Raw genomic sequence first — 20330 nt, forward strand, 5'->3', positions numbered from 1 at the left:
CAGCGAAGCGGCCATGGTAAGGGGCCTTGCTGCAGCCTGCGAGGGCGTGCCAGGGGCTGCTGGAGGGGTTTGCGCAGCGATTGAAGGTATTTTGTGGTGGTAGCGCTAGTGCAATATGCCTGAGCAGCTATCAAAAAGATAGTTGTTACCGACCGTCAGCGGCTGTTCTCTGGTCATCTCTGAGCCCTGGTGCGGCGTAGTGACAAGGGGCCCCCGGGCCTGGAGGCTTGCGCCACGCCCTCTCAGGCCGCCTGGGGCCCCGCGCGGCCGTCTTCCACCACAAACCGGGCGAGCGTGGATGCGCCGCTGTCCGCGCGCAACGGGTCGTCCACCACGCGCAGCGTGGTGGTCCAGCGCGCCGGGGTGATGTCGGCCAGGCCGTAGCCGCGCTGGTCGCAGCGTGCCAGCAGCACATGCGGGTTGTGCCGGACGATGGCGTGCACCTTGGCCTGCGTGGTGCCCGACCGCGAACTGATGGACGTGCCACAGAACTCGCTGGCCACCACGGCCGAGTCGGCCCGAGCGGCATCGCCATGCACGCGGCAGACGTAGTTCTGGTGGATGTCTCCGCCCAGCAGCACCGTGTTGCGCGGCGTGTGCCGGGTCACCGATTGCAGCAGGCGCTGGCGTGCGGCGGGGTAGCCGTCCCAGGCGTCGGCGGGCACCGTGCCAGAGGGGTAGTGGCGCGGCGAGAACAGCGTCTGCTGTGCGATCACGCTCCAGCGTGTGGCCTGTGCGCTGGCCGTGTCGGCGGCCAGGCCCGCGTCCAGCCAGCGCTCTTGCGCGCTGCCCAGCAGGCTGCGCTGTGGCTGGGCCAGCTCTGCGCAGTCGGCGGGGCGCACGGCGGGTGCGCTGCTGGCCTCGGGTGTGCGGCAGGCCTGCCAGCTGCGGTACTGGCGGCTGTCGAGCAGGTGGATGTGCGCCAGTCGGCCCCAGCGCAGGCGGCGGTAGATCTGTAGCGTGTCCCAGCCGGCGGCGGACGCGGGGCCCCGGAGGCTGGTCGTGCGCAGCGGCATGTTCTCGTAAAACGCCTGCCAGGCCGCGCTGCGCTGGACCAGAAAGGCGGCGCTGCCCGGGCTCTCGCCACGGCTTGCCTCGGCGGCATAGTCGTTTTGCACCTCGTGGTCGTCCCAGGTCACGGCCCAGGGGCAGGTGGCATGGGCCAGCTGCAGGGCGGGGTCGCTTTTGTGCAGGGCGTAGCGGTCGCGGTAGTCGGCCAGCGTGGTGGCATGGCGCAGGCTGTGGGTGCGCGCCAGATCAGTGGTGTTTTTGGGTGTGGCGTATTCGTAGATGTAGTCGCCCAGGAACAGCACCAGGTCTGGCTGGTCAGCGGCCAGATGGCGCCAGGCCGCGTAGTGCCCATGCTCCCAGCGCTGGCACGAGGCAAACGCCACCCGCAGCGCCCCGGGCATGTCGCCCGCCGCAGGCGCGGTGCGCGTGCGGCCCTTGGCGCTCACCGCGTCGCCCAGCATGAAGCGGTAGTGGTACCAGCGCGCGGGTTGCAGGCCTTGCAACTCCACATGCACGCTGTGGCCCAGCGCGGGCAGCGCGGAGGCCTCGCCCTTTTGCACGATCTGGGCAAAGCCAGCGTCGTGCGCCACCTCCCACCGCACGGTGTGGGTGGCCAGCATCAGCGCCGGATCGGTCAGTGCGAGTCGCGTCCAGAGCACCACGCCGTCAGGCGCCGGGTCGCCGCTGGCGATGCCCAGGGCAAAGGGGTTGGTTTGCAGCGCGGGTGGAGTGCTCCAGGCCCAGCGGGGGAGTGTGGCAGCGGAGGCAGCCAGGGCAGCATTGCGCAGGAACTGCCGTCTTAGCTCGGAGTTCAATTCAGCGGCCCTTTGCGTCGGGCAGCCGTGCTCAGCAACTGACGCAGCCCAGACCAGTAGCCGCCGCGCAAGGGCCGCCCCGCCGCGCTGGCGGCGTCCCCCTGCCCGCAGCGCCTCAGGGGGGTGTTCCTGCTCAAGCCGCCATCACCCGGTTCTTGCCCGAGCGCTTGGCGAGATACATCGCCTGGTCGGCCCGCACGATGGCGTCGGTGGCGCTCTCGCTGTCACTCAACTGGGCCACGCCCGCGCTGAAGGTGATGAGCACCTTCTCGGTGCCTTGCAAGAAGAAGCGCGTGGTCAGCTCGCGCTGCAAGCGCGTCATGGCCTGCACGCCGGCTTCGACGGCGGTGTCGGGCAGCACGATCACGAACTCTTCGCCGCCGTAGCGTGCCAGCAGGTCCTGCGGCCGCATGACTTCGCGCGTGACCTGCGCCAGGTGCACCAGGGCAGCGTCGCCCCCGGCATGGCCCAGCCGGTCGTTGATGGTCTTGAAGTTGTCCACGTCCAGCAGTGCCAGGCACAGCGACGAGCCCAGGCGGCGGGCGCGGGCGATTTCGCGTTCCACGGCCTCGTCCAGGCCCTTGCGGTTGAGGCTGCCGGTCAGCGGGTCGTGGCGCGCCTGGGCGCTGGCGCGGTCCAGTTCTTCCTGCAGCTTGGCGACTTCGGCACGCTTGGCCTCGGTGCGCTCGCGCAGGTCCTGCAGCTCATCGTGGGTCACGCGGCTGTCGAGCGCCATGGCGCGGGTGGCGCTCATCACCTCCTGCAGCACCGGGGCAATCTCTTGCAGGGTGCTGGCCTTGCCGATCAGGTCCGCGCACCGCTCCATGGTGCCCTGGTAGCTGGTGCTGGACGCGGTGATGCGCGCCAGCCGCTCGATGAAGGTGGCCAGCATCTCCTTCATCTGCTCTTGCGCCTCCAGCGACCGGGCCTTGGCTTCGGTCTGCTTGAAGATCACGTCCTTGAGCCGGCGCTGCACATCGTCCAGCCGCCGCAGCGTCAGCGGCGGGGTCGAGGCACTCATCAGCGCCTCGGCCTGGCCCTGCAGCCAGCGGTCGTCCACACTGAGCACGGCGATGTTCTCGAAGATCATGTGCAGCAGCTCCAGCAGGCTGGTGCGGATGGAGGCTTGTTCTTCGGTGGCGAACGACAGGCGGTAGCTGAAGTTGCCCAGCATGAGCTGCGCGGTGGTCACCAGGGGGCCGGGCTCGCGCAGAAAGGTGATGAGCTGCTGCGCCATGTCGATGACGCGGGGGTCGTCGTCGCCCAGCGCAGGCAGGGTGTTGTCGATCAGGCGGGCCAGGGCCTCGGCAAACTCGGTGGGCAGTTCGCCCAGCGCGGTGGGAGCATCGGCCACCTCGATGGGCTTGGACGCCGTGGCCGGGTGCAGCCCCAGGTTGGCATAACCCACCATCACGCTTTGCAGCGACGTCCAGTCCTTGGTGATGATGGCGCGTTCGAACTGTCCCAGCAGGCGCTTTTGCGCGGGTGTCTGGCCGGGCAGCACCCGCTGGATGCTGCTCAGCGGCCCTTCCGGGAACGGCTGCGGGCTGCGGATGCCCGCTATTTCATCGTAGATCGCGAGGTAGTTGTCTGGCGTGGGGGCCAGTCGGCGTGCGGCCAGTTGTTTGAGCGTCTCGCGCGCGATCTCGGAAGGTGGTCGGTCGGCCATGGAGGGGCACCAGTGTCAGAGGGGCTGGAATGCGCAAGTGTGACACAGGCAAGGCCTGGAAGGGGCTGGCATACCGTGCCACACGGGTATGCCAGCCGGAACGTGGTGGCGGCCTTGCGGCGAGGGCGGCCGTACGTTCCGCGGTGGCCGCGGCCAGTCCTCAGTTCACCATGACCAGCTTGCCCATCACGCCGCGCGAGCCCATGTGGGCGTAGGCAGCGGGCAGTTCGGCCATGGGCATGGTGCGGTCGATCACGGGCTTGATCTTGCCCTGGGCGTACCATTGGGCCAGCTCGCCCATCATGGCGGCGTTGGCCTTGGGTTCGCGCTTGGAAAACTCGCCCCAGAACACGCCCACGATGGAGGCACCCTTGAGCAGCGCCAGGTTGAACGGCAGGGCCGGGATGGGGCCCGAGGCAAACCCGACCACCAGGTAGCGGCCGCGCCAGGCGATGGAGCGGAAGGCGGGCTCGGCAAAGTCGCCGCCCACCGGGTCATAAATCACATCGGGGCCCTTGCCGTCCGTCAGGGTCTTGATGGCCTCGCGCAGGTTGTCCTTGCTGTAGTTGATGGTCGCGTCGGCTCCGATGGAAGTGCACAGCGCGCATTTTTCGTCGCTGGATGCGGCAGCGATCACACGTGCGCCCATGGCCTTGGCGATCTGGATGGCCGCCGTGCCCACGCCGCCAGCAGCGCCCAGCACCAGCACGGTCTCACCCGCCTTCAGCTGCGCGCGGTCCACCAAAGCGTGGTGCGACGTGGCGTAGATCATGATGAATGCGGCCGCATCGACATGCGAAAAACCGTCTGGCAGCGGCATACACAGGGCGGCGGGGGCGACGGTGTGGGTGCCAAAGCCGCCCGTGCCCGACAGGCAGGCCACGTTCTGGCCGACCTTGAGGTGCGTGACGCCTTCGCCCACAGCGGCCACCACGCCCGCGTATTCCGAACCGGGCACAAAGGGCAGCGGCGGCTTCATCTGGTACTTGTTCTGCACGATGAGCAGGTCGGGGAAGTTCAGGCTAGCGGCCTTGATCTCGATGAGCACCTCGCCCGCCTTGGGGGTGGGGGTGGGCAGCTCCGTCCAGGTGAGCGCTTCGACGCCGGTGGGGTTGGTGCAAAGCCAGGCATGCATGGGGAAGTCTCCTGTCGGTCGGTCTTGTCAATGATGGCCCGCATGATAGGTGGGGCGCCGGTGTGCTGGATGTCCCACGAGCGACGGGCCCCGGGGTGCCGTCGGTGCAATGTGGTCAACGGGCGTCCCTCCGCGGTGCAGCAGTCCAGCCACCTACAATCCGTTGCAACCGCTACCCAGACCATGAAGATCCTGATATCCAATGACGACGGCTTCCAGGCCCCCGGCATCGTGGCGCTGCATGATGCGCTCAAGACCCTCGACGGGGTCGAGGTGGAGGTCGTTGCGCCAGAACACAACAACAGTGCCAAATCCAACGCGCTGACGCTGCATTCCCCGCTGTACGTGCACAAGGCAGCCAACGGCTTTCGCTACGTGAATGGCACCCCGGCAGATTGCGTGCACATTGCGCTGACCGGCCTGCTAGGCTACCGGCCCGATCTGGTGGTGTCGGGCATCAACAACGGCGCCAACATGGGCGACGACACCATCTATTCAGGCACGGTGGGGGCGGCCATGGAGGGGTATCTCTTCGGCATTCCGGCCATTGCGTTCTCGCAGGTGGACAAGGGATGGGCTGAGCTGGAGGCCGCTGCGGCCAAGGCGCGAGAGCTGGTGGCGCAGATGCGTGCGCAGCAACTGGTCAACGAAACCCCCTGGCTGCTCAACGTGAACATCCCCAACATGCCGCTGGAGGCCTTGCGCCCTGCCAAGCTGTGCCGCCTGGGGCGCCGCCATGCGGCAGAACGGGTCATCGTGCAGGAAAGCCCCCGGGGCGAAGCCATGTACTGGATCGGCGGTGCCGGTGCCGCCAAGGACGATGCCGAAGGCACGGACTTTCACGCCACGGCGCAGGGCCATGTGTCCATCACGCCCCTCAAGGTGGACCTGACCGATCACGACAACCTCGGCTACTGGGCGCAGACCGCCGCCCGGTTGGCGACAGGGGCGGCTGCCGCCCCTGGGGCGTGATGCAGCGCCGCCCAGGGTTCCCGGCCAAGCTGCCGGTGCCGGGCAACGCCGCTGCGGGCAAGCCGGTGGTGGCGCCCCCGTCCGTGGCCCTGCGCAAACCGGCCGTCGCCCCGGCGCCCGCCGGGGTGGGGCTGGACTCGTCGGCTGTGCGTGCCCGCATGGTGCAAAAACTGGCGGCGGGCGGCATCACGTTGCCCCCCGTGCTGCAGGCCATGGGCGCTGTAGAGCGTCACCGGTTTGTGGACAGTGCACTGGTCAACCAGGCCTATGAAGACACCAGCCTGCCGATAGGCTTGGGCCAGACCATCTCCAAGCCCAGCGTGGTGGCGCGCATGTGCGAGCTGCTGCTGGGGGCCGAGAGTGCACGCCATGGCGGGCTGGGCCGTGTGCTGGAGATTGGCACGGGCTGCGGCTACCAGGCGGCCGTGCTGAGCCTGCTGGCCCGCGAGGTGTACACGCTGGAGCGCCTGCGCGGCCTGCACGACAAGGCGCGCGACAACCTGCGGCCGTTCCGCCTGGCCAACGTGCATCTGCTGTTTGGCGACGGCATGCTTGGCTATGCCAAAGGTGCTCCGTACGCGGCCATCATCGCGGCGGCCGGCGGCGATGCCGTGCCGCTGGCGTGGTGCGACCAGCTGGCCGTGGGGGGGCGTCTGGTAGCGCCCATGGCGCTGTCGGGCGGGCAGCAGATGTTGCTGGTGATCGACAAAACCCCGCACGGATTGAAACAAAACGTGCTCGAGCCCGTGCATTTTGTCCCCCTAAAATCGGGGATTGCGTAAAGGGAATTGCTTATGTTCGTATCGCGTGGTCTTGTGGTGGGTTTTACCGTGGCAATGGCGGGTCTGGTGCTCTCCGGCTGTGGCACCCGCATGAACAAGGCTCCTGTGGAAGATCGGGGCACCTCTTCGTCGACTTCCGCGCCCGCCCCCGCAGCCCAGCCCGGCGTGGTGGTGGCCACCCCCATCAAGCCGCTGCCAGGCGCAGAAAACGCTGGCAAGCCTGGTTACTACACGGTCAAGCCTGGGGATACCCTGATTCGCATTGGCCTGGAGTCCGGGCAAAGCTGGAAAGACATCGCCCGCTGGAACAATCTGGAGAATGCCAACCTGATCGAAGTCGGTCAGGTGCTGCGTGTGCTGCCACCTTCTGCAGCCCCGGCGGCTGTGGCGGCTTCCGAAAATGGCGTGGTGACACGCCCGGTCACGTCTTCTTCCGTCGCTCCTGCCAGCACGCCGACTGCTGCGCCTGCATCGGCCGCCAGCGGCGCCAAGCCCGCAGCCCCCGCTGCATCGGGCACAGTGGTGGCGGTAGCACCCGCCACTCCAGCACCTGCGGCAGCTCCAGCAGGCGAGGACGAACTGGCATTCATCTGGCCTGCGTCGGGTTCGCTGATTGCAGGCTTTGACGAAGCGCGCAACAAGGGCTTTGACATTGCCGGCAAGGCGGGCGACCCTGTGCTGGCTGCGGCAGATGGCCGTGTGGTGTATGCAGGTGCAGGCCTGCGCGGCTACGGCAATCTGATCATCCTGAAGCACAACAACACCTTCCTGACCGCCTACGCGCACAACCAAACACTGCTGGTCAAGGAAGACCAGGCGGTGCGCAAGGGCCAGAAGATCGCTGAGATGGGCAACACCGACGCCGACCGCGTCAAGCTGCACTTTGAAATCCGCCGGCAGGGCAAGCCGGTCGATCCCACGCGCTATCTGCCCTCCCGTTGAGCCCGATGGCGGATCAGTCGCCGGGCGGTGGTCCGGACGCTCCCGAGACGACTGGGCAGGAGGGCGACTCCCTCCTGCTGGTCGATGAATCGGAAGCCCTGGCTGACGCGGACAGTGAGCTGCGTGCCTTGCAGATGGGGCCCGGCCAGCACGCAGAGCGGCTGGACCGCGCGCTGGTGGAGCTGGTTCCCGAGTTCTCCCGCAGCTATCTGCAGCAATTGCTGGCCCAGGGGCTGGTCAGCCTGAATGGTAAGCCCGCTCTCAAAGCGGCCGCGCGGGTCAAGGCCGGCGACCAAGTGGTGCTGGAAATGCGGCCCACGCTCCAGAGCCAGGCCTTCCGGCCCGAGCCCATGGCGATTGATGTGGTGTACGAAGACGAGCACCTGCTGGTGGTGAACAAGCCCGCAGGTTTGGTCGTGCACCCTGCGCCTGGCAACTGGAGTGGCACCCTGCTCAATGGACTGCTGGCCCGGGACGACAAAGCCTTGCGGGTCCCCCGTGCGGGCATCGTGCACCGTCTGGACAAGGACACCAGCGGCCTCATGGTGGTGGCCCGGGATCGCGCGTGCATGGACGCCCTGGTGGCGTTGATTGCCGAGCGCAAGGTCAAACGCCAGTACGTGGCCATGGCACATGGAGCCTGGACGGGAGCCCCAACCCGCTCGGTAGACGCACCCATCGGGCGAGACCCTCGCAATCGTCTGCGCATGGCGATGGTGGACTTGGCGGTGCACCCGGGCAAAACCGCTCGGACGGATTTCCTGTGTCTTGAAGGCGGTGAACGAGGGTGCTGGGTGCAATGCACCTTGCACACCGGGCGCACGCACCAGATCCGTGTGCACATGGCGTCTTTGCGTCATCCATTGGTGGGCGATGCCCTGTATGGCGGTGCGCCCGTCGGAGCCTTGCAACGCCAGGCCCTGCACGCCTACCGTTTGGCTTTCGCGCATCCTGTGACAGGGGAACCTCTGGAGTTCCGTGCCTCCGTCCCTGACGATATGCGCCAGGCGCTGTCAGAATGGGGTCTCGGCTACAATGCGCCGTGAATGGCCGTGACGGCCCCAGCCCGCAGCCGGAATCCCGCCGGGCTCTACCAACGCACCGGCGCCATTGCGCGGTGCACCAATGATTGCCCCTGCTGTTGATGTGACACCCGTTGCAACGCGTGGCACTTTTCCAGGAATCGCTGAACCATGAACACGGTGGATGCCAAGAGGGTCCTCGAAACTGCGCTGATCTGCGCGCAGCAACCCGTGCCTGTGCGCGAGCTGCGGGTGCTGTTCAATGATGCGCTGGGGTCCGACACCCTCAGGGTGCTGCTGCAGGAATTGCAGCTTGATTGGGCGCAACGCGGCGTGGAGCTGGTACAGGTAGCGACGGGGTGGCGATTTCAGAGTCGCCCCGAAATGCGAGAGTATCTGGACCGGCTGCACCCCGAAAAGCCTCCACGCTACACCCGTGCCACCATGGAAACCTTGGCCATCATTGCCTACCGGCAACCGGTCACGCGTGGGGATATTGAAGACATTCGCGGTGTGACGGTCAACAGCCTGATCATCAAGCAGCTGGAAGATCGGGGTTGGGTGGAGGTCATCGGCCACCGCGAAACGGTGGGGCGTCCGGCGCTGTTTGCCACCACCCGTCAGTTTCTGGACGATATGGGCTTGCAGTCCCTGGACCAACTGCCGGTGCTCGACGACCCGACAGGCAACGCCAATGTGCTGGAAGCCATGGCCGCTGTGACCCAGGAAGCCATGGATGTCGAACCCGATCTGCTGGCGGCTTTGCCCCAAGATGCTGGTTTGCAGCCGTCTGTGGAGGTTGCCGAGGTGGTGCCGGATGCGGGCGCTGTCCGGCCCGTGGATGATTTTTTTCAGGATGTGGAGACGGATCTCCATGACGACGATGTGGATGCCCCGGGTGGTATCCAGGGAAATACTTGATGAACGAATCGACTTCCGAAAAGCCGGCAGATCTGCCTGGGTTGAATACCGCCGACGCGGAGCCTGTTGCCAAGAAGCCTGCCGCCAAGCGGGCTCCCCGCAAAAAGGCGGTGGCTGCCCCTGCTGAGGTGGCGGCGCCTGAGGCCGCGACTGCTGCGCAGGTGGGTGCACCAGACCCTGTGGTCGAAGCCCCCGCGCCTGAGGCTGCTGCGGTTGAGGCACCGGCAGTCGCTCCGGAGTCGCCCGCTGCGGATGTGGCAGCGGTCGTGGGTGACGGCAGTTCGGAGCAACGGGAGCGTGGTGCTCGGGGAGAGCGCCGCGAGCGGCCCCCTCGCTCTGAAGGTGCGGGGCGCGACAAACGCAAGGCCGCGCCGGTAGTGGAGGGTTACCAGTTCGAAGACGTGGTGTCCGGTCGTTTTGACGAAGAGGACGCGTCTGCAGATGCAGTACCGCCAAAGCGCGTGCTGCTGCCGCAGGTTGAAACCCCCAAATTGCACAAGGTGTTGGCCCAGGCGGGTCTGGGTTCGCGCCTTGAAATGGAACAGCTGATTCTGGAAGGGCGGATTTCGGTCAATAACGAGCCCGCTCACATTGGTCAGCGCATCCAGTTTGGTGATCAGGTCAAGGTCAACGGCAAGCCGATCCGTTATCGCATCGACCCACCCCCAGCGCGTGTGATCGCGTATCACAAGCCGGTGGGCGAAGTCGTGACCCATGACGATCCTCAAAACCGACCCACCGTATTTCGCAAACTGCCCCGGCTCATGCAGGGCAAGTGGCAGTCGGTTGGGCGTCTGGATCTGAATACCGAAGGTCTCCTGCTGTTTACCAGCTCGGGGGAGTTGGCCAACAAGCTGATGCACCCCCGCTTCGGGCTGGAGCGTGAGTACGCCGTTCGGGTGCTGGGTGCTTTGAGTAATGAGGAAAAACAAAAGCTGCTGGACGGTGTGCGCCTGGATGACGGTATGGCGTCTTTCGGTTCCATCGAAGACGGTGGGGGTGAAGGATCCAATTGCTGGTACCGAGTCACCATCTCCGAAGGCCGCAACCGAGAAGTGCGTCGCATGCTGGAATCGGTGGGCCATGCGGTCAGCCGGCTGATCCGCATTCGCTACGGCGCCATGGTGCTTCCACGCGGTCTCAAGCGCGGCGCCTGGCTGGAGCTCGACGAGAGTGATATCCGCGCCTTGGTGCAGGCCGCGGGCGCTGGCCGCCCCGAGTCGGGGGAGGGGCGCCCGGAAGGTGCGGCTGGTGGTGCGCGCAATGGCAGGTCGCGCAACCGGGGGCGTGGCGGCCCACGGGGTGATGGTTCGCGCCGCGACATTCCCCAATCGGCGGCCCCTGGCGGCCCCCGTGGTCAGAAGCCGCGCCGTGATGGTGGTCCAGGTCCGGCCCGTGGCAACAATGCGGCAGGCGGGGATCGTCAGCGGGGAGGCGCAGCCCAGCCCGATCCGATGAAGACCTCGGTGGGTTACATCGGTATGGACAGCCTTTCACGGCACCGCCAGGACAAACGCCGCCCGGGTGGCGGTGGCCCTCGGCGTGGCGGAGGCGGGCGCTGAGCGTCACTCCCGTCACACTCCCCGGTTAGAATCGAGGGCTTTGTCCGGTGGACAAACGAATCACAGCAACAAAGGAAATCAACATGGCAATCGAACGCACTCTCTCCATCATCAAGCCTGACGCAGTCGCCAAGAATGTGATCGGCCAGATCTACGCCCGTTTTGAAGCCGCTGGCCTCAAGATCGTGGCGGCCCGCATGGCCCACCTGTCGCGCCTGGAAGCCGAACAGTTCTACGCAGTGCACAAAGAGCGTCCTTTCTTCAAGGACCTGGTGGACTTCATGATCTCGGGCCCCGTGATGATCCAGGCCCTGGAAGGCGAGAACGCCATCCTGAAGAACCGTGAACTCATGGGCGCAACGGACCCCAAGAAGGCTGAAGCCGGCACCATCCGTGCAGACTTCGCAGACAGCATCGATGCCAACGCAGTGCACGGCTCCGACGCCGCTGAAACCGCACAAGCCGAAGTGGCATTTTTCTTCCCCGGCCTGAACATCTACTCGCGCTGAGATGTTGACACTCCCCATGTCCGCACCCGCCTCGGTGGGAATTCCGTGCCATGGGGGTAGCTGTGCCTGGTCTACGGTGGGTTCGGCACCATGAGTACGAATCTGCTGGAATTCGATCTGGACGGCTTGGCCGCGTTTTGTGAGCGGCTGGGGGAAAAGCGCTTTCGCGCCACCCAGCTGTTCCGCTGGATTCACCAGCGCGGGGCCAGTGATTTTGACGCCATGAGTGACCTGGCCAAGGCCTTGCGCGACAAGCTCAAAGGCTGTGCGCGGGTCGAGGCGCTTCCTGTTATCTCTGAGCACGTGTCTTCCGATGGCACGGTCAAGTGGCTGTTTGATGTCGGTGATGGCAACGCGGTGGAAGCCGTGTTCATCCCCGAGGATGATCGCGGGACGCTCTGTGTGTCATCCCAGGCTGGCTGCGCCGTCGGTTGCCGTTTCTGCTCGACGGGTCATCAGGGTTTCAGTCGCAATCTGACGACGGGTGAGATCGTTGCCCAGCTGTGGTTTGCAGAGCATTCGCTGCGCAAGCGCCTGCAGACCGACGAGCGTGTGATCTCCAACGTGGTCATGATGGGGATGGGGGAGCCGCTGCAGAACTATGCGGCACTGGTCCCTGTGCTCAAGGTCATGCTGGATGACCACGGCTACGGGCTGTCGCGCCGCCGTGTGACGGTGTCCACGTCGGGCGTGGTGCCCATGATGGACCGTCTTTCGCAAGACTGCCCTGTGGCGCTGGCTGTTTCACTGCATGCGCCCAACGACCCTTTGCGGGACAACCTGGTGCCGCTCAATCGCAAGTATCCGATCAGCGAGTTGCTGGATGCCTGCAACCGCTACTTGCAGCATGCCCCCCGTGATTTCATTACCTTCGAATACTGCATGCTCGATGGCGTCAACGACCAGGTGGAGCACGCGCGCCAACTGATCGAGTTGGTCAAGCGCACTGGTATTCGCTGCAAGTTCAATCTGATTCCTTTTAATCCGTTTCCTGCGTCAGGGCTGTTGCGGTCTCCGCACAATCAGGTGCAAGCCTTTGCCAAGATGCTGAGTGACGCGGGCATCATCACCACCGTTCGCAAGACGCGAGGGGATGACATCGACGCGGCATGCGGTCAATTGGCGGGCGACGTCAAAGATCGCACCCGCGCCGCAGAGCGCATGGCAAAGCAGCGCACAATCGTGCTCAAACCGGTGACTTGATCAGGCTAGTTGGCAAACTTCAAGGAGGCTCTACATGGCGGGAATGGTTGGACGCTGGCGGCAGATTGGCCGCTGGACACTCACGGCATGCAGTGCGGTGGTTTGCATTTGGGCGCTTCAGGGGTGTGCAACCAACACTTCTTCGCCTGGAGTCAGCGACGCCGATGCCGGCCTGGTAACACCGTCCGATGAGCCAGAGTCGCGGCGCCGCGCGCGCATTCGGCTGGAGTTAGCTTCCAACTATTTCGAACTGGGGCAGACAGCGGTGGCTTTGGATGAGGTCAAGCAGTCTCTGTCCGCAGATCCTTCTTACGCGGATGCTTTCAACCTGCGTGGGCTGATTTACATGCGGTTGAATGACTATCCGCAGGCGGAAGACAGTTTTCGCCGCGCTTTGTCGCTGCGCGCAAACGACGCCAACATACTTCACAACTATGGCTGGCTGATGTGCCAGCAGCAAAAGTATGCAGAGGCTGACTCATATTTCTCGCGTGCCATAGCCAACCCTGCTTATGCAGCGCGTGGCAAAACCTGGATGGCTCGTGGTCTGTGCCAGTCTGGAGCAGGGCAGTTCCCTGAAGCGGAACAGTCGCTTCTGAAGGCTTATGAATTTGATGCGGCGAACCCGGTGGTCGGTTACCACCTCGCTGCGCTTTTGTTGCGTCGCAATGAACTTTCGCGCGCGCAGTTTTACATCCGACGGCTCAACAACAGTGATTTTGCAAACTCCGAATCCTTGTGGTTGGGCATCAAGGTGGAGCGGGCTTTGGGCGACGTCGTGGCAATGAGGCAACTGGCGGCTCAGTTGCGCAAGCGTTTCCCGGATTCCCGGGAGTTGAGTGCATACGAACGCGGGGCTTTCAATGAGTGAGGTGGTGGAGAGTGGAATGACGGCGGGCGGTTTGCTCAAGGAAGCCCGGCAGGCGGCTGGCATGCACATCGCGGCCTTGGCTGTGGCGCTGAAGGTGCCCGTGAGCAAATTGGAGGCGCTGGAGGCAGACAACTACGCGGTGTTGCCTGATACCGTCTTTGTGCGTGCCCTGGCGTCGAGTGTGTGTCGCACCCTCAAGATCGACGCGGCGCCGATTCTGTCGTTGTTGCCCCAGAGTCAGAGCCCCCGGTTGTCTGTGGACAGCGCCGGTATCAATGCGCCGGTGAAGGGAAGTGCTGGCAAGTCGTCCGTATCTTCTTCCGCATCGTTTGCGGGCTCGGGTTCTGGCTCGCGCTCCATGGTCTTGGTGGTCCTCGCACTTCTGGTGGGGGCGGTCGTCCTGTTTTATGTCCCGCGGCATTCCGCCCCTAGTGATACGGCCGATCCTGCGCCGGTCGCGGTGCCGGATGCTTTGCCCGCAAACACTTCCGAGCCTGCGCCTCCTGTATTGGCAGCGCCATCGGCGACAGAGCGCCCCGCTGATTCATCTGCTTCCGCGGCGCCCGCCGCTGCGGTGGCAGCTTCATCGCCCGTGCCCGCTACCCCTTCCGTTGCAGTATCTTCTGCGCCTGCTGCAGCGGCCAGTGGCGCGACGACGAGTAACGTATCTGCTGCTGATGGCGCGGCAGATGCCGCCGCCGGCCCGCTGGTATTGCGTGCGCGCAGTGCGTCGTGGGTGCAGGTCCGCGATGCCAATGGAGCCCTGGCGCTGCAACGCAACCTGGCGGCCGGAGAGACGGTGTCGGTGTCAGCGCCCACACCTTTGGCGGTGATTGTGGGACGCGCGGACGCCACCGAAGTGACTGTGCGTGGAAAGCCGTTTGATTTGACGGCTGTTGCCCGTGAAAACGTAGCGCGTTTTGAGGTGAAGTAGTGCAAAACTCCCCGCATGATTTTGGGCCGATAGCGATTGCCTCGCCCTTGCCACGGCGCTCGCGTCAGGCTAAGGTTGTCTGGGGTTCACGTGTGGTGACGGTGGGCGGGGATGCCCCCGTGCGCGTGCAGTCCATGACCAACACCGATACCGTCGATGCCATCGGAACGGCGATTCAGGTCAAAGAACTCGCCCAGGCGGGTTCGGAGTTTGTCCGCATCACGGTCAATACCCCTGAGGCGGCCGCGGCGGTGCCCTACATCCGCGAACAGCTGGACCGCATGGGTGAAAGTGTTCCGTTGGTTGGTGATTTCCACTACAACGGCCACCGCCTGCTCACCGAGTTTCCCGACTGTGCCCAGGCCTTGTCCAAGTATCGGATCAACCCTGGCAATGTGGGTAAGGGTGACAAGCGCGACAAGCAGTTTGGCCAGATGATCGAAGCAGCCATGCGATGGAACAAGGCGGTGCGCATTGGTGTCAACTGGGGCAGTCTCGACCAGGAACTGTTGGCCGAGCTGATGGATACGAACAGCCGTCGCAGTACCCCCTGGGAGGCTCGTCAGGTCATGTACGAGGCCCTCATCACATCGGCCATTGAATCTGCGCGTCGTGCGGAGGCCATGGGGATGGACGGCAACCAGATTATCTTGTCGTGCAAGGTCAGCGGAGTGCAGGATCTGATTTCGGTGTACCGCGAGTTGGCGCGCCGTTGCGACTACGCTTTGCATCTGGGCCTGACCGAAGCGGGTATGGGTACCAAGGGAACGGTCGCTTCGGCGGCCGCTTTGTCCGTGCTGCTGCAAGAGGGCATTGGCGACACGATTCGTGTGTCGTTGACACCCCAGCCCGGTGAGGCGCGTACCCAGGAAGTGGTCGTGGCATCTGAAATTTTGCAGGCCTTGGGTATGCGGGTTTTTGTGCCCAGCGTTACCGCTTGTCCTGGATGTGGCCGTACCACCAGCACCACTTTTCAGGATCTTGCCAAGCAGATTGACGATTTCCTGCGGGCGCAAATGCCTGTGTGGCGTGTGCGATATCCGGGCGTGGAGACGTTGCGGGTGGCGGTCATGGGTTGCATCGTCAACGGCCCGGGTGAAAGCAAGCACGCGGACATCGGTATCAGCCTTCCAGGCACGGGAGAGGCGCCAGCCGCACCGGTCTTTATCGACGGGGAAAAGGCAATGACCCTGCGTGGCGACGACATTGCCAATGAATTTCATCGCATCGTGGAGCAGTACATCGAAAAGCGCTTTGGCGCTGGAGTCGCTGCTGCTTGAACGATGGCGCTGCCATGGCCTGTCCTGGAATGTATTCAGGGACAGGGCCAGAGCAGTTTTGGTCAGTTTCTGCAAGACATAGAAAAGAAGCGCTGTGAGTAACGAAAAAAGCACCCCCTCGCCCAAGCCGGAGAAGCTGGTGGCGGTGAAGGGCATGAACGACATCCTGCCGCCAGAATCCGCCCGCTGGGAATGGTTGGAGGCCAAGGTGCGCGACCTGATGGCGCGCTATGCCTACCGCAATATCCGCACTCCGATTGTCGAGCCCACGCCCCTGTTTGTGCGTGGACTGGGCGAGGTCACCGATATTGTGGAGAAGGAGATGTACTCGTTTGAGGACCGCCTCAATGGAGAGCAACTCACCCTTCGCCCCGAAGCGACGGCCGGTGTGGTGCGCGCCGTGGCGGAGCACTCCATGTTGTACGACGGTGGCAAGCGGCTGTACTACATGGGGCCCATGTTTCGTCATGAGCGCCCCCAGCGTGGACGCTACCGCCAGTTTCACCAGATCGGCGCCGAGGCACTGGGTTTTCCCGGCGCCGAGGTTGACGCAGAGCTGATTCTGCTGGCCAGTGCACTGTGGCGCGATCTGGGCCTGCAGAATGTGCGCCTCGAGCTCAACAGCTTGGGGCAGCCGGACGAGCGCAAGGCTCACCGGGCAGCGTTGATTGCGTATCTGGAAAAGCACATCGATCTTCTGGACGAAGAAGCACGCCGACGGCTGAACAGCAATCCGCTGCGCATCCTCGATACCAAGAATCCAGCAATGCAGTCAGTGGTGGAGGCCGCCCCCCGGTTGATTGACTTCCTGGGCGAAGAGTCTTTGGCCCACTTCAATGCGGTCAAGGCCATTCTCGACGCCAATGGCGTGGCCTGGAAGGTGAACCCCCGTCTGGTGCGCGGCATGGACTATTACAACCTCACCGTGTTTGAGTTTGTGACTGATCAGTTGGGCTCGCAGGGCACGATCTGCGGTGGAGGTCGCTACGACTATTTGATCGAACAGATCGGCGGCAAGGCAGCGCCCGCAGTGGGTTGGGCGCTGGGGGTGGAGCGCGTTCTGGAGTTGCTCAAGGAGCAGCAAAGTGCACCCCCCTCTTTGGCTCCTGATGTTTATGCCATTGTTCCCTCGACGGCCGTGTTGCCCCGGGCGATGACCACCGCCGAGCAATTGCGTCGACACGGTATTCGCGTCCAAATGCATGCGGCACCTTCATTGGATGGCATGGGCAGTATGAAGTCGCAGTTCAAGAAGGCTGATGCCAGTGGCGCCGCGTACGCCCTGGTGTTTGGTGATGATGAGCTGTCTCGTGGCATGGTGACCGTCAAAGCCTTGCGAGATGGCGCAGGCGAGCAGATAGAGCGCTCGCTGGAATCGGTTGCCCAATGGGCGGCCACCCTACAATCCACCCGCTAAACCAATCACATTCCATGGCAAATCATCTCGACCTTGAAGAACAAGAGCAGTTAGACCAGCTCAAACATTTTTGGAATACCTGGGGCACTTTGATCAGCTCTGTGGTCATCGTCGTTGCGGGCGGAGCGGCAGCATGGAACGGTTACCAGTACTGGCAAACCCGTCAGGCCACGCAGGCTGCTGCTTTGTTCGATGCTGTGGATGTGGCAGCACGGTCTGCAGACAATGCCCGCATGGAGCAGGCTTTTGCGGATTTGAAGGCCAAATATGCAGGGACCGTGCAGGCTGGACAAGCGGGTCTGACGCTTGCCAAGGCCATGCAAGGGGCTGGTAACGCCGATGGTGCCAAAGAAGCGCTCGCTTGGGTCGCAGAGCAATCTTCTGACGAAGGCCTCAAGGCTTTGGCCAAACTGCGGCTGGCAGGTGTGCTGATGGATCAGAAGAATTACGACGAAGCTCTTAAGCAACTGTCTGGCAGTTTTCCGCCCGAGTTCTCATCCGTTGTGGCAGATCGCAAAGGTGATGTGCTGGCACTCCAGGAAAAGCGCCCTGAAGCGATTGCCGAATACACCAAGGCATATAAGGGGTTCGAAGACAGTGTGGAATACCGCCGCCTCGTGGAAATCAAGCTCAACGCGTTGGGGGTCACGCTGCAAGGTGTGACTGTGGCCACTGCGGCAACCGCAACCCCTGCAGAGTCCAAATAACCATGACATCGCCTATCAACACAAGGTCTGGGCACCTGTTTTTCGTTCGGGGGCTGTTGGCGGCATTGGTGGCCACCACGTTGGCTGGTTGCTCTTTGTGGAGTGCCGACAAGGCAAAACCGGTGCCTGCGGACCTTGGCGCCAATGTGGCTGTCCTGGGGGTGAGGCAGGCGTGGACGGCGCGCGTCGGTAGCGTGGCGGGCTTGCCTCTTGAGCCCCATGTTGCTGGAAATGTCGTGACGGTGGCGTCCGCGGATGGTGCTGTGGCAGCCTTGGATGCGCGCACGGGGGGAGACATCTGGCGTGTGGCGCTGGCCGAGCCCTTATCGGCAGCTGTGGGCAGTGACGGCAAATTTGCGGCGGTGGTATCGCGCAACAACGCACTCATCGTGATGGATGGTGGCCGTGAGCGTTGGCGTGAGACGCTTGCCGCACAGGTCTTCACTCCCCCCTTGGTCGCAGGCGGTCGTGTGTTTGTGCTGTCTGCAGATCGATCAGTGTCTGCCTTCGATCTTGCCACGGGCCGTCGTCTGTGGGCGCAGCAGCGCCCAGGAGAACCGTTGATACTGCGTCAAGCTGGCGTATTGCTTGCGGTAGGCGACACCCTGGTGGTGGGCTTGTCGGGTCGCTTGGTCGGATTGAATCCTGACAACGGCAGTGTGAGGTGGGAAGCGCCCATCGCCAGCCCGCGTGGCACGAACGATGTGGAGCGCTTGGTGGAATTGGTGGGGCGCACCAGCCGTGTGGGTGAAACCGTGTGCGCTCGGTCTTTCCAGGCCGCTGTCGGCTGTGTGGACACGGCCCGGGGCACGACGCTCTGGACGCAGCCCGCCAGCGGGTCCGAAGGCATTCATGGCGATGCGGACACCATTTTTGGTTCGGAAAGCAATGGGACGCTTGTCGCTTGGGGCCGTGCGGATGGCTCGCGCCTGTGGAGTATCGACCGACTCAAGTACCGCAAACTCACGGCACCGCTGCTTTTGGGGCGCTCGGTTGTCGTCGGTGACGATGCTGGTTTGGTGCATCTGCTGTCTCGCACCGATGGCTCCCCCCTGAACCGACTGGCAACAGATGGTTCAGCCATCGCGGCTGCCCCGGTGGTGGCGGCAGATACGCTGGTGGTGGTTACCCGCAACGGCGGTATATACGGATTCCGTCCAGATTGATCGGTCTTATTCAATGAAGCCAGTAATCGCCCTCGTGGGGCGTCCGAATGTCGGTAAGTCCACGCTTTTCAATCGCCTGACCAAGTCGCGAGACGCCATCGTCGCCGACTTTGCGGGACTTACGCGTGACCGACACTACGGGAACGGCAAGCAAGGAAAACACGAGTACATCGTCATCGATACGGGGGGCTTTGAGCCCGACGCCTCCAGCGGCATCTACCGCGAGATGGCCAAGCAAACCCAGCAGGCGGTCGCCGAGGCGGACGTGGTGATTTTTGTGGTGGATGCCCGTGCGGGTGTCTCGGCGCAAGACCACGACATTGCCAACTACTTGCGTCGCTTGGGCAAGCCCTGCGTGCTTGTCGCGAACAAAGCAGAGGGCATGCTCCAGGGCGTCCAACTGGCGGAGTTTTACGAGCTGGGGCTGGGCGAGGTTTATCCCGTGTCCGCGGCCCACGGGCAAGGCATACGCAGTTTGGTGGACATTGCACTGGAGCCGCTCAATTTGCCCGAGCCAGACGATTCGGATGCGACGCTGGACAAGGGCGTGATCAAGCTCGCCGTGGCGGGACGTCCTAATGTGGGCAAGTCCACCCTCATCAATACATGGCTTGGTGAAGAGCGACTGGTGGCATTTGACATGCCGGGTACGACCCGCGATGCCATCACTGTACCTTTCGAGCGCAACGGTCAGCGGTTTGAATTGGTGGATACCGCAGGATTGCGCCGCAAGGGTAAGGTGTTCGAGGCCATCGAGAAATTCTCGGTGGTGAAAACGCTCCAGGCCATCGAGTCTGCGCACGTGGTACTGCTGCTGCTCGATGCAACCCAGGGCGTGACAGACCAGGATGCCCATATCGCGGGTTACATCTTGGAGAGCGGTCGTGCCGTGGTTCTCGCGGTGAATAAATGGGATGCCGTGGATGACTACCAGCGGCAACTCCTAGAACGCTCCATTGAGACGCGACTCGCATTTCTGAAGTTTGCTTCGCTGCACTTCATTTCGGCGAAGAAGCGTCAGGGGCTGGGCCCTCTTTGGACGTCGATTGCCCAGGCCCACCGGGCTGCCACCTGCAAAATGTCCACGCCGGTGCTCACCCGCCTGCTGCTGGAGGCCGTTCAGTTCCAGAGCCCCAAGCGGGCTGGGATGTTCCGGCCCAAAATGCGATATGCGCACCAGGGGGGCATGAACCCGCCTGTGATCGTGATCCACGGCAACTCCTTGGAGCATGTGACGGATGCCTACAAGCGATTCCTGGAAGGGCGCTTCCGCAAGGAGTTCGATCTTGTGGGGACTCCTCTGCGCATTGAGATGAAAACCTCCCACAACCCGTTTGTGGACAAAGACGAGGCCTGATTGCAAAGGCTCCTTGGTCGAGGGGCCATGCATGCTGAAGCTGGGGTATGCGTCT

At 63.7% G+C, this 20330-nt stretch carries 18 protein-coding genes; 15 read left to right on the forward strand and 3 right to left on the reverse strand.

What is annotated here, in order from left to right:
* Positions 1 to 242 precede the first annotated feature (242 nt).
* From ACOYR4_RS08160 to ACOYR4_RS08170, 3 genes are all read right to left on the reverse strand, one after another.
* Positions 243 to 1826 (reverse strand): alkaline phosphatase D family protein, encoded by a 1584-nt coding sequence (locus tag ACOYR4_RS08160; protein ID WP_422849204.1) that lies wholly within the window; start codon positions 1824 to 1826, stop codon positions 243 to 245.
* A 133-nt stretch (positions 1827 to 1959) separates the two neighbouring features.
* On the reverse strand, positions 1960 to 3495 hold the full coding sequence (locus tag ACOYR4_RS08165; RefSeq protein WP_422849205.1) for a diguanylate cyclase: 1536 nt from the start codon (positions 3493 to 3495) through the stop codon (positions 1960 to 1962).
* Between the two features lie 160 nt (positions 3496 to 3655).
* Complete coding sequence (locus tag ACOYR4_RS08170) at positions 3656 to 4630, reverse strand: NADPH:quinone oxidoreductase family protein (protein WP_015013403.1); 975 nt, start codon at positions 4628 to 4630, stop codon at positions 3656 to 3658.
* Positions 4631 to 4813: 183 nt separating this feature from the next.
* On the opposite strand from ACOYR4_RS08170, the gene surE reads away from it, so the two are divergent.
* The 15 genes from surE to der all read left to right on the forward strand — a co-directional run bounded on the left by surE (position 4814) and on the right by der (position 20275).
* Positions 4814 to 5602, forward strand: coding sequence for a 5'/3'-nucleotidase SurE (gene surE / locus ACOYR4_RS08175; protein WP_015013404.1), 789 nt, complete (start codon positions 4814 to 4816; stop codon positions 5600 to 5602).
* Positions 5602 to 6384 carry a protein-L-isoaspartate(D-aspartate) O-methyltransferase gene (locus ACOYR4_RS08180; protein ID WP_343736404.1) on the forward strand — a complete coding sequence of 261 codons (783 nt, stop codon included), beginning with the start codon at positions 5602 to 5604 and terminating at the stop codon, positions 6382 to 6384. Before surE ends, ACOYR4_RS08180 begins: the two co-directional genes overlap by 1 nt.
* 12 nt (positions 6385 to 6396) lie before the next feature.
* On the forward strand, positions 6397 to 7326 hold the full coding sequence (locus ACOYR4_RS08185; protein ID WP_422849206.1) for a peptidoglycan DD-metalloendopeptidase family protein: 930 nt from the start codon (positions 6397 to 6399) through the stop codon (positions 7324 to 7326).
* 5 nt (positions 7327 to 7331) lie between these two features.
* Positions 7332 to 8372, forward strand: a complete 1041-nt coding sequence (locus ACOYR4_RS08190) for an RluA family pseudouridine synthase (RefSeq protein ID WP_422849207.1) — start codon at positions 7332 to 7334, stop codon at positions 8370 to 8372.
* 147 nt (positions 8373 to 8519) lie between these two features.
* Positions 8520 to 9269 (forward strand): SMC-Scp complex subunit ScpB, encoded by a 750-nt coding sequence (gene scpB / locus ACOYR4_RS08195; RefSeq protein ID WP_422849208.1) that lies wholly within the window; start codon positions 8520 to 8522, stop codon positions 9267 to 9269.
* Positions 9269 to 10831: a pseudouridine synthase gene (locus ACOYR4_RS08200; protein WP_422849209.1), complete on the forward strand. Its 1563-nt coding sequence runs from the start codon at positions 9269 to 9271 to the stop codon at positions 10829 to 10831. Before scpB ends, ACOYR4_RS08200 begins: the two co-directional genes overlap by 1 nt.
* 83 nt (positions 10832 to 10914) lie before the next feature.
* Entirely contained in the window at positions 10915 to 11340 is a 426-nt protein-coding gene (gene ndk / locus ACOYR4_RS08205) for a nucleoside-diphosphate kinase (RefSeq protein WP_015013410.1), read from the forward strand.
* 90 nt (positions 11341 to 11430) lie between these two features.
* The gene (gene rlmN / locus ACOYR4_RS08210; protein WP_422849210.1) at positions 11431 to 12543 is read left to right on the forward strand and encodes a 23S rRNA (adenine(2503)-C(2))-methyltransferase RlmN; all 1113 of its coding nucleotides are present in this window, start codon (positions 11431 to 11433) and stop codon (positions 12541 to 12543) included.
* A gap of 34 nt (positions 12544 to 12577) precedes the next feature.
* Positions 12578 to 13414 carry a type IV pilus biogenesis/stability protein PilW gene (pilW, locus tag ACOYR4_RS08215; protein WP_422849211.1) on the forward strand — a complete coding sequence of 279 codons (837 nt, stop codon included), beginning with the start codon at positions 12578 to 12580 and terminating at the stop codon, positions 13412 to 13414.
* Between the two features lie 16 nt (positions 13415 to 13430).
* Positions 13431 to 14348 (forward strand): helix-turn-helix domain-containing protein, encoded by a 918-nt coding sequence (locus ACOYR4_RS08220; RefSeq protein WP_422849212.1) that lies wholly within the window; start codon positions 13431 to 13433, stop codon positions 14346 to 14348.
* Positions 14348 to 15628 (forward strand): flavodoxin-dependent (E)-4-hydroxy-3-methylbut-2-enyl-diphosphate synthase, encoded by a 1281-nt coding sequence (ispG, locus tag ACOYR4_RS08225; protein ID WP_291441705.1) that lies wholly within the window; start codon positions 14348 to 14350, stop codon positions 15626 to 15628. The genes ACOYR4_RS08220 and ispG overlap by 1 nt, the downstream gene beginning before the upstream one ends.
* Before the next feature lie 154 nt (positions 15629 to 15782).
* Entirely contained in the window at positions 15783 to 17045 is a 1263-nt protein-coding gene (hisS, locus tag ACOYR4_RS08230) for a histidine--tRNA ligase (protein ID WP_422849213.1), read from the forward strand.
* Positions 17046 to 17059: 14 nt separating this feature from the next.
* On the forward strand, positions 17060 to 17752 hold the full coding sequence (locus ACOYR4_RS08235) for a YfgM family protein (RefSeq protein ID WP_422849214.1): 693 nt from the start codon (positions 17060 to 17062) through the stop codon (positions 17750 to 17752).
* 2 nt (positions 17753 to 17754) lie between these two features.
* Positions 17755 to 18918, forward strand: coding sequence for an outer membrane protein assembly factor BamB (bamB, locus tag ACOYR4_RS08240; protein ID WP_422849215.1), 1164 nt, complete (start codon positions 17755 to 17757; stop codon positions 18916 to 18918).
* 13 nt (positions 18919 to 18931) lie between these two features.
* Positions 18932 to 20275 carry a ribosome biogenesis GTPase Der gene (gene der, locus ACOYR4_RS08245; protein WP_295940017.1) on the forward strand — a complete coding sequence of 448 codons (1344 nt, stop codon included), beginning with the start codon at positions 18932 to 18934 and terminating at the stop codon, positions 20273 to 20275.
* Positions 20276 to 20330: the final 55 nt, after the last annotated feature.

It is taken from the genome of Acidovorax sp. M14, from assembly GCF_049331375.1.
In the GTDB taxonomy this organism is placed as follows: Bacteria; Pseudomonadota; Gammaproteobacteria; order Burkholderiales; family Burkholderiaceae_C; genus Acidovorax.

Excerpts from the sequence above, each read along its gene's own strand:
- ACOYR4_RS08165 (WP_422849205.1), bottom strand. The coding sequence starts at position 3,495 with ATGGCCGACCGACCACCTTCCGAGATCGCGCGCGAGACGCTCAAACAA.
- ACOYR4_RS08170 (WP_015013403.1), bottom strand. The coding sequence starts at position 4,630 with ATGCATGCCTGGCTTTGCACCAACCCCACCGGCGTCGAAGCGCTCACC.
- surE (WP_015013404.1), top strand. The coding sequence starts at position 4,814 with ATGAAGATCCTGATATCCAATGACGACGGCTTCCAGGCCCCCGGCATC.
- ACOYR4_RS08180 (WP_343736404.1), top strand. The coding sequence starts at position 5,602 with ATGCAGCGCCGCCCAGGGTTCCCGGCCAAGCTGCCGGTGCCGGGCAAC.
- ACOYR4_RS08185 (WP_422849206.1), top strand. The coding sequence starts at position 6,397 with ATGTTCGTATCGCGTGGTCTTGTGGTGGGTTTTACCGTGGCAATGGCG.
- ACOYR4_RS08190 (WP_422849207.1), top strand. The coding sequence starts at position 7,332 with ATGGCGGATCAGTCGCCGGGCGGTGGTCCGGACGCTCCCGAGACGACT.
- scpB (WP_422849208.1), top strand. The coding sequence starts at position 8,520 with ATGAACACGGTGGATGCCAAGAGGGTCCTCGAAACTGCGCTGATCTGC.
- ACOYR4_RS08200 (WP_422849209.1), top strand. The coding sequence starts at position 9,269 with ATGAACGAATCGACTTCCGAAAAGCCGGCAGATCTGCCTGGGTTGAAT.
- ndk (WP_015013410.1), top strand. The coding sequence starts at position 10,915 with ATGGCAATCGAACGCACTCTCTCCATCATCAAGCCTGACGCAGTCGCC.
- rlmN (WP_422849210.1), top strand. The coding sequence starts at position 11,431 with ATGAGTACGAATCTGCTGGAATTCGATCTGGACGGCTTGGCCGCGTTT.
- pilW (WP_422849211.1), top strand. The coding sequence starts at position 12,578 with ATGGCGGGAATGGTTGGACGCTGGCGGCAGATTGGCCGCTGGACACTC.
- ACOYR4_RS08220 (WP_422849212.1), top strand. The coding sequence starts at position 13,431 with ATGACGGCGGGCGGTTTGCTCAAGGAAGCCCGGCAGGCGGCTGGCATG.
- hisS (WP_422849213.1), top strand. The coding sequence starts at position 15,783 with ATGAACGACATCCTGCCGCCAGAATCCGCCCGCTGGGAATGGTTGGAG.
- ACOYR4_RS08235 (WP_422849214.1), top strand. The coding sequence starts at position 17,060 with ATGGCAAATCATCTCGACCTTGAAGAACAAGAGCAGTTAGACCAGCTC.
- bamB (WP_422849215.1), top strand. The coding sequence starts at position 17,755 with ATGACATCGCCTATCAACACAAGGTCTGGGCACCTGTTTTTCGTTCGG.
- der (WP_295940017.1), top strand. The coding sequence starts at position 18,932 with ATGAAGCCAGTAATCGCCCTCGTGGGGCGTCCGAATGTCGGTAAGTCC.